Here is a 7,571-nt window from a genome sequence, read left to right on the forward strand (position 1 = left end):
GCAGCTTGGAAACGAAGCTCAAACAATTCTTTTTTCAATTCATTTTCACGCTTCGCGAGTTCTTCTTGAGAAAGACCACGAAGTTCTTTAACAAATTCTTTTACTTCTGTAAGTTTCATGACCTCTCCTTATTTTGCTTCACGTTTTACGAATTTACATTTAACTGGTAATTTGTGGCTTGCAAGACGAAGCGCTTCGCGAGCGATCTCTTCAGATACACCAGCAACTTCAAACATTACTTTACCACGTTTAACTGGTGCTACCCAACCTTCAGGTGCCCCTTTACCAGATCCCATACGTACCCCGATAGCTTTAGCGGTGTATGATTTGTGTGGGAAGATCTTGATCCAAACCTTACCACCACGTTTCATGTAACGAGTCATGGCAATACGAGCAGCTTCGATTTGGCGGTTAGTGATCCAGTGGCTAGTTGTAGCCTGAAGACCGTATTCACCGAATGATACTTCTTTTCCACCTTTTGCTTCACCGCGCATTTTACCACGGAATTCGCGACGGTGTTTTACACGTTTAGGTACTAACATTGGTTATTTACCTCCTTTAGCGTCTTTACGAGCTGGAAGAACTTCACCACGGTAGATCCATACTTTAACACCAAGTTTACCGTAAGTTGTATCTGCTTCTTCCCAAGCGTAATCGATGTCTGCGCGAAGTGTGTGGAGTGGAACTGTACCTTCAGAGTATCCTTCAGCACGGGCGATATCTGCACCGTTCAAACGACCTGATACTTGAGTTTTGATTCCTTTAGCTCCAGCGCGCATAGTACGTTGAATCGCTTGTTTTTGAGCACGACGGAAAGCCACACGTTGCTCCAATTGACGAGCAATTCCTTCACCAACAAGGTGAGCATCCAAGTCAGGACGTTTGATCTCGATGATGTTGATGTGAACTTGTTTACCTGTCAATTTATTAAGAGCTGCACGAAGTGCATCGACGTTTGCTCCACCTTTACCGATAACCATACCTGGTTTAGCAGTGTGAAGTGAAACGTTAACTTTGTTTACTGCGCGTTCGATTTCGATAGTAGAAACCGCTGCGTCAGCTAATTCTTTTTGAATAAATTTGCGGATTGCAAGATCTTCATGAAGGTAATCCGCGTATTCTTTTTCAGCATACCATTTGGCATCCCAATCACGGATGATGCCGACACGCATTCCAATTGGATGTACTTTTTGACCCACGATGTTACCTCCTTATTTTTCTGTCACAACCACTGTGATGTGGCTTGTGCGTTTGTTGATTGGTGAAGCTGAACCTTTCGCACGTGGACGGAAACGTTTCATCGTTGGTCCTTCGTTTGCGAATGCTTCAGATACTACCAAGTTTGCTTTTTCCAAACCAAAGTTGTTTTCAGCGTTTGCTACTGCTGAGTTCAACACTTTCAAGATGATTTCAGCTGCTTTGTTTGGAGTGAATTTCAAGATTGCTACTGCATCGGCTACGCTTTTACCACGGATGTTGTCAAGAACAAGACGTGATTTACGAGGTGAAACACGCACTGTACGAGCCATTGCTTTAGCTGAAGTAATTTCTGCCATTTATGTTCTCCTTATTTTCTACGTGTCTTCTTGTCATCTGCAGCGTGACCTTTGTAAGTACGAGTTGGTGCAAATTCACCAAGCTTGTGACCTACCATGTCTTCTTGGATGTAAACAGGTACGTGTTTACGTCCATCATAAACTGCGATAGTGTAACCAATGAAACTTGGGAAGATCGTTGAACGACGTGACCAAGTTTTGATAACTTTTTTCTTTTCGTCGTTAGCTTGAGCTTCAACTTTTTTCATCAAATGCTCATCGACGAAAGGTCCTTTTTTAAGACTGCGTCCCATTTTATTATTTTCTCCTTTAAATATAGTACCACAGCGGCTTGCGCTCACAAGGAGCGCTACCGAGCTGGCGGATCATCTAGCGCTTAAGCGACTAGTTCTAAATTATTTCTCGTTGCGACGACGAACGATAAGTTTGTCTGATTTCGCTTTCTTGTTACGAGTTTTAAGACCAAGAGCAGGTTTGCCCCATGGAGTAGATGGCGCTTTACGACCAACTGGTGCTTTACCTTCACCACCACCGTGTGGGTGATCATTCGGGTTCATTACAGAACCACGAACTGTTGGACGGATACCTTTCCAACGGCTACGACCAGCTTTACCAAGGTTTACAAGCCCATGTTGTTCGTTTCCGACAACACCAACTGTAGCACGACAAGTACCAAGGATCATACGAACTTCGCCTGATTGAAGACGAACAAGAACATATTTACCTTCAGAACCCAATACTTGAGCAGAAGCTCCAGCAGCACGTACCAATTCTCCACCACGACCTGGTTTCAATTCGATGTTGTGGATCAAAGTACCAACCGGGATGTTAGCAAGTGGAAGAGCGTTTCCGACTTTGATATCTGCTTCTGGACCTGAAACGATACGTTGACCAACTTCAAGGCCTTTTGGAGCGATGATGTATGCTTTCACACCATCAGTGTAGTGTACCAAAGCGATGTTTGCAGAACGGTTTGGATCGTACTCAATTGTTTTTACAACGGCTTCAACGTTATCTTTGTTACGTTTGAAGTCAATCAAACGGTAATGACGTTTGTGTCCACCACCTTGGTGACGAACTGTGATACGTCCGTTGTTGTTACGACCTGCTTTGCTCTTCAATGAAACGAGCAAAGATTTCTCTGGTGTGCTTGTTGTGATTTCAGCGAAATCCAAAGAAGTCATATTACGGCGACCGTTTGTTGTTGGTTTATAAACACGAATTCCCACGATATTTCCTCCTTAGATTATTCAGCTTCAGTAGCGAACAACTCGATTGCTTTTGAATCAGCTGTAAGCGTGATGATAGCTTTTTTAGTTTTTGAAGTAAAACCAGTGTAACGTCCAACACGTTTAGCTTTTGGTTTTACGTTTACAGTGTTCACATTCGCAACTTTTACACCTTCAAAGGCAGCTTCAACAGCTTGTTTGATCAAAAGTTTGTGAGCGCGAGTGTCAACTTCGAATACATATTTGCCTGCTTCAAGTTGAGCCATTGACTTTTCAGTGATAACAGGTTTTTTGATAACATCATACAAATTCATTATGCAAGAACCTCCTCGATTTTAGAGATAGCTGCTTGAGTAACAAGAAGTTTGTCACTATTTGCGATGTCAAGAACACTTGCAGTTGTAGCAGTCGCAACTTTCACGTTTGGAAGGTTACGAGCTGAAAGAGCTGCGAATTCGTTTCCTTCTTCAAGAATAACAAGGACTTTAGAATCGATGCTCAAAGCTGCAAGAACTTTTGCAAATTCAGCAGTTTTTGGAGCTGTAAATTCAAGAGAATCAACGGCTACAAATTTGTTTTCAGCAACTTTTTCTGAGTAAACAGATTTAAGTGCAAGGCGACGAACTTTTTGAGGAAGTTTGTACGCATAGCTACGTGGAGTTGGTCCGAAGACGATTCCACCACCACGCCATTGTGGAGAGCGGATAGAACCTTGACGAGCACGTCCAGTTCCTTTTTGACGCCATGGTTTGCGTCCGCCACCTGAAACAGCTGAGCGGTTTTTAACTGCGTGAGTTCCTTGACGAAGGCTAGCACGTTGGCTGATGATCACATCAAATACAACTGCTTGGTTTGGTTCGATACCAAAGATCGCATCGTTAAGAACAACTTCGCCCGCTTGTTTACCAGTTTGGTCGAATAATGTTACATTTGCCATTTTGACTGTATTCCCCTTTCCTTATTATTTACCAGCTTTAACTGCTGACTTGATAGTGATAAGAGATTTCTTAGCACCTGGTACGTTACCTTTGATAAGGATAACGTTCTTTTCTGGAACAACTTGTACAACTTCAAGGTTTTGAATAGTTACACGATCGCCACCCATGCGTCCTGCAAGGTTTTTACCTTTGAATACGCGGTTAGGTGCAACAGGTCCCATAGAACCTGGACGACGGTGGTAACGAGAACCGTGAGCCATAGGTCCACGTGATTGTCCGTGGCGTTTGATAACACCTTGGAAACCTTTACCTTTAGAAGTACCAGTTACATCAACAATGTCTCCAGCTTCGAAAGTATCAACTGTGATTTCAGCACCAACTTCCAAGCCTTCAACGTTTTTGAATTCACGAATGAAGCGCTTAGGAGCCGTGTTAGCTTTTGCTACATGTCCTTTAGCAGGTTTGTTGCTCAATACTTCGCGTTTGTCATCGAAACCAACTTGGATAGCGTTGTAACCATCTGTTTCAGCAGTTTTCACTTGAAGAACAACGTTTGGAGTTGCTTCGATAACTGTTACAGGGATCAATTCGCCAGCTTCAGTGAAGATTTGAGTCATTCCCACTTTTTTCCCTAAGATTCCTTTTGTCATGAGAAAATAGTTCCTTTTCTATAGTTTTTTATTCAAAAAGTTTTTAACGAGCGTTTTTTATGCTCAAGGTATCAAGCTTTAGATTAAAGTTTGATTTCTACGTTTACACCACTTGGAAGATCCAATTTCATCAAAGCGTCAACTGTTTTTTGAGTTGGGTTGATGATATCGATCAAACGTTTGTGTGTACGCATTTCGAATTGTTCGCGAGAATCTTTATATTTGTGAGTCGCACGAATGATTGTGTAGAGGCTACGCTCAGTTGGAAGTGGGATTGGACCCGCAACTTGTGCACCTGTACGAGTAGCTGATTCTACGATTTTTGCAGCCGCTGTGTCAAGTGTACGGTGTTCGTACGCTTTCAAACGGATGCGGATTTTTTTGTTTGCCATCTTTTTCTCCTTTTCGTCTATTTAAGATAATAGGCTAGCTCCACAAGAAAACCGACGCGCGTTGCGTGGCAATGCAACCGAGCGTGTCGCAACCTCTTGCATCAAAGCTAATAGCTGTTTTTCACAGCACCATAGTAGTTTAACACAATGAAAGCCCCAATGCAAGGAATTTGAGCAGATTTTTTTCGTTTTTTTGATGAAAGTGTTTTCGAAAGAAAAAGCGTGCTAAAAAAGTTGCTAATATATAGAAAAAAGGGAGCGAGACAGAACAAATTTATTTCCAAATTTGTTCATCGTCTCGCCCCCGCACAGTTGATTAGGTTATCTTTGGAGCTTAACAAGCGAACAAAGATACCAATCAACCACTGCGTCTATCAGTTATTCCTATTATTCTCAGATGGCTGTAGTCTTTTTTCTTTCTATTTAGCTTTTCCTAGAAATTCCGCCCTGATTTGTTATAGCCATATTTTTCGACGAAATGCTCACGGAATTCTAAAAGATTGTCATCCATGATGGCTTGACGGACCTGCTTCATGAGGTTGATCAAGAAGTAGAGGTTGTGGTAGCTGGTCAAGCGAATGCCGAAGGTCTCATCTGCCTTGAGGAGGTGGCGAAGATAAGCACGGGTGTAATTCTTACAAGTGTAGCAATCACACTCGTGGTCTAGCGGTGTAAAGTCTTCTGCAAATTGCGCATTTTTCACCACCAGACGTCCTTGACTAGTCATACAGGTGCCATTTCGCGCAATCCGCGTCGGTAAGACACAGTCAAACATGTCCACTCCACGAATAACGCCATCGATCAGACTGTCTGGTGCTCCTACTCCCATGAGATAGCGAGGCTTGTTCTCTGGTAAGAGCGGAGTTGTGAAATCCAGCACGGCATTCATCTCTTCATGGCTTTCTCCAACAGCTAACCCACCTATAGAATAGCCTGGGAAGTCCATGCTAACAAGATCACGCGCAGACTGACGGCGCAAGTCTTCAAATCCAGCCCCTTGAACAATCCCGAAAAGACCTTGATCATGAGGGCGACGATGAGCCTTAAGGCCACGTTCTGCCCAACGACTGGTCCGTTCGATTGATTTCTTCACATAATCATAGGGTTGATAGAACTGAGGACATTCGTCAAAGGACATCATGATGTCGCTCCCTAGATTATTTTGGATCGAGATGGCCTTTTCTGGGGAGAGGAACATCTTCGAACCATTGAGGTGGTTTTTAAAGGTTACCCCTTCTTCGGTGATATTTCGGGTATCCGCTAGTGAATAGACCTGGAAGCCTCCACTATCTGTCAAAATGGGCTGGTCCCAGTTCATGAACTGGTGCAGTCCTCCTGCTTTTGCGACTAGATCATCCCCCGGACGAAGCCAGAGATGGTAGGTGTTGGCCAAAATAATTCCGGACCCCATTTCCTTGAGTTCTTCTGGTGATTGGGTCTTAACGGTTGCCTGAGTCCCTACAGGCATAAACATTGGAGTTGGGAAAGTCCCGTGGGGGGTGATAATTTCTCCCAGACGAGCTCCTGTATGCTTTTCTTTTTTGATTAATCGATATTGAATCGGTGAATCTGTCATGGTTACCTCCGTACTGGGAAAAATAGTCCCAGCCTTCTTATTCCTGTCACAGGATCTCCTGTGAGCACCTGTACGATTGTACCAAATTTTACCAGCTCTGTCACGGACTTGTGTTATAATAAAGGGTACTACTACCATGAAAGAGGACATTATGAATATAAAATTGGTTCGTGCTCAAGCTCGTCAGCTGCAATTGCAACATCCCAAAGTCTTCTCCTACTTTGCCTTACCAACTTTCCTGACAATCCTTGCAAGTTACATGCTGACAGGGACAGACATCACTGAAACACTTGCTCACATGGAACTTAGAGAAGGGATACTCTTTCTTCTAAGTCGGCAGATTTTTCCTGCGATTGTTGGTTTTATCCTGTCTTTTCTCTATTTAGGGGCAACTTTTCGCTTTTTGATTTCTGCCTCTAGCAAGGGAGAAAAGAACTTTGGTATCTTCACCATCTTTCAGAGCCAGTATTTTACACCTGCGTTTTTGACGCTATTCATTAAGCAAGTGATCCTGTCTTTGTGGGGGAGTCTCCTCTATGTGAGTCAACTCCTCTTAACGGTGGTCAGCTATCACGTTCTCGCTATCAATGAATCCTCCTCCACTACGTCTACCCTTAGAGCGGATACTCCAGAAGTTCAAGCAATTCTAAAGTTAGCTCCAACGATGACGACCGGCCTCTTAATGGCTCTGGTTGGGCTCCTGCTCTTCCTCCCTTTTTATTACCAGTATAGTTTGGTCGAGTTGATCCTATATAGTCGACTGATGACAGGAACCTATGATGGGCCTATGTCTATCCTCCGCCAAAGTAAGGAAGAGATGAAAGGCTTTAAGAGCCACCGCCTTGTTCTTGATTTGAGCCTGCTTGGTTGGCAAATTCTATCTTTTTTCACTTTAGGAATGGCGAATTTTTATGTCAAACCTTATGCAACCAGTTGCCAAATCATCTTCTACCATACCCTCCTTCAAAAACGGATGCAGGCGGACAGTCGCTTCCAGCAAAAGGCGCCGGATCTACCAAAGTCTAATCCACTTGATTAACAAAGAAAACAAGAAAACCCACCTTCGATTGGAGCCATTCTCCAAAGCACTAGGTGGGTTCTTTTATCTCTGTTAGGGAAATCCGTCTGTATTTATTTCATCTCCCGTATCAGTTTAATCACCGGATGAAAGACGCGAGGTTCTGGGATAAATCAAAGGCTATCCTTCTCCTAAGACCAAACGAGTGTGCT

At 43.4% G+C, this 7,571-nt stretch carries 12 protein-coding genes; 1 reads left to right on the forward strand and 11 read right to left on the reverse strand.

The features are described from left to right. The 11 genes from rpmC to tgt form a co-directional block, all read right to left on the reverse strand. Nucleotides 1–119 (reverse strand): 50S ribosomal protein L29 (gene rpmC, locus ACLOR3_RS08890; RefSeq protein ID WP_412037172.1); only part of this gene is annotated, 119 nt, incomplete at its 3' end. Nucleotides 120–128: 9 nt separating this feature from the next. Next, nucleotides 129–542: a 50S ribosomal protein L16 gene (rplP, locus tag ACLOR3_RS08895; RefSeq protein WP_023024998.1), complete on the reverse strand. Its 414-nt coding sequence runs from the start codon at nt 540–542 to the stop codon at nt 129–131. Nucleotides 543–545: 3 nt separating this feature from the next. After that, nucleotides 546–1,199, reverse strand: coding sequence for a 30S ribosomal protein S3 (rpsC, locus tag ACLOR3_RS08900; protein ID WP_006595187.1), 654 nt, complete (start codon nt 1,197–1,199; stop codon nt 546–548). 12 nt (nt 1,200–1,211) lie between these two features. Further along, nucleotides 1,212–1,556 carry a 50S ribosomal protein L22 gene (gene rplV, locus ACLOR3_RS08905; RefSeq protein WP_006595188.1) on the reverse strand — a complete coding sequence of 115 codons (345 nt, stop codon included), beginning with the start codon at nt 1,554–1,556 and terminating at the stop codon, nt 1,212–1,214. 11 nt (nt 1,557–1,567) lie between these two features. After that, nucleotides 1,568–1,849: a 30S ribosomal protein S19 gene (gene rpsS, locus ACLOR3_RS08910; RefSeq protein ID WP_000533766.1), complete on the reverse strand. Its 282-nt coding sequence runs from the start codon at nt 1,847–1,849 to the stop codon at nt 1,568–1,570. 102 nt (nt 1,850–1,951) lie between these two features. Further along, nucleotides 1,952–2,785, reverse strand: a complete 834-nt coding sequence (gene rplB / locus ACLOR3_RS08915) for a 50S ribosomal protein L2 (RefSeq protein WP_006595189.1) — start codon at nt 2,783–2,785, stop codon at nt 1,952–1,954. A 17-nt stretch (nt 2,786–2,802) separates the two neighbouring features. Next, nucleotides 2,803–3,099, reverse strand: a complete 297-nt coding sequence (locus tag ACLOR3_RS08920) for a 50S ribosomal protein L23 (RefSeq protein WP_006595190.1) — start codon at nt 3,097–3,099, stop codon at nt 2,803–2,805. Further along, a complete protein-coding gene (rplD, locus tag ACLOR3_RS08925; protein WP_003009591.1) occupies nt 3,099–3,722 on the reverse strand; it encodes a 50S ribosomal protein L4 in 624 nt (207 codons plus the stop codon). The genes ACLOR3_RS08920 and rplD overlap by 1 nt, the downstream gene beginning before the upstream one ends. Before the next feature lie 24 nt (nt 3,723–3,746). After that, entirely contained in the window at nt 3,747–4,373 is a 627-nt protein-coding gene (rplC, locus tag ACLOR3_RS08930; protein ID WP_411400916.1) for a 50S ribosomal protein L3, read from the reverse strand. An 83-nt stretch (nt 4,374–4,456) separates the two neighbouring features. Further along, nucleotides 4,457–4,765, reverse strand: coding sequence for a 30S ribosomal protein S10 (gene rpsJ, locus ACLOR3_RS08935; RefSeq protein ID WP_003009585.1), 309 nt, complete (start codon nt 4,763–4,765; stop codon nt 4,457–4,459). A gap of 433 nt (nt 4,766–5,198) precedes the next feature. Then, entirely contained in the window at nt 5,199–6,341 is a 1,143-nt protein-coding gene (tgt, locus tag ACLOR3_RS08940; RefSeq protein WP_023024993.1) for a tRNA guanosine(34) transglycosylase Tgt, read from the reverse strand. A 151-nt stretch (nt 6,342–6,492) separates the two neighbouring features. Between tgt and ACLOR3_RS08945 the strand changes: the two genes are divergently transcribed. After that, the gene (locus tag ACLOR3_RS08945) at nt 6,493–7,380 is read left to right on the forward strand and encodes a DUF975 family protein (protein ID WP_229046334.1); all 888 of its coding nucleotides are present in this window, start codon (nt 6,493–6,495) and stop codon (nt 7,378–7,380) included. Nucleotides 7,381–7,571: the final 191 nt, after the last annotated feature.

Origin of the sequence: Streptococcus intestinihominis (genome assembly GCF_046824975.1) — a bacterium.
Classification (GTDB): Bacteria; Bacillota; Bacilli; order Lactobacillales; family Streptococcaceae; genus Streptococcus.